At 28.8% G+C, this 597-nt stretch carries 1 protein-coding gene; it reads left to right on the top strand.

The annotated features are described in order from the left end of the window. Positions 1 to 93 precede the first annotated feature (93 nt). On the top strand, positions 94 to 597 hold a 504-nt coding region (locus DXC04_RS15780), incomplete at its 3' end, for a hypothetical protein (RefSeq protein ID WP_147366256.1).

Raw genomic sequence — 597 nt, forward strand, 5'->3', positions numbered from 1 at the left:
GATGATTTCGATAGTGTTGAGGATATTTTGCGTAGAATAACTGCGCATTTTAAGAAAGGCTATATTATAAGCAAGTAAAGGCGGTGAAAACAAATGATAGACATCTTACATTCATACCCAACATGGGTAGTAATTATATCCACATACATTATAGTAGATTTATTATATCTATTTATATTTAGCAAGTATCTAAAGAAAACGAACGGAACAATTGCTAATAAAAAAATATTTTGGACAAAATGTGTAATTACTAATATATGCTCAGCATTTTTACTCCCCGTATTAATGTCTTCAGTATACATTTTTGGTTATATTGATATTTTGAATGATAAACTAATGAATCTTTGGTATATAAATATAGAATATCCAATTGAAAGCTACTACATATATTTCAAAGCTGTTACATTTGTGTGGGTTCTTATAGGATTTGTAATTACTATATTTGTTATTTACCGGATTGCCAGACGCTGGATATTTAATAAACTAAATATAGAAAAAGTATTGATTAAAAAATATGCATTGACATTTGCTATTGTAACAGCACCGTGGATGCTGTTGTGTCCTGAATTTGTAACAAAAGTTGAAGTCCTTTGGTGT

Source organism: Dorea sp. OM07-5 (assembly GCF_003481355.1).
GTDB classification, from domain to species: Bacteria; Bacillota; Clostridia; order Lachnospirales; family Lachnospiraceae; genus Dorea_D; species Dorea_D hominis.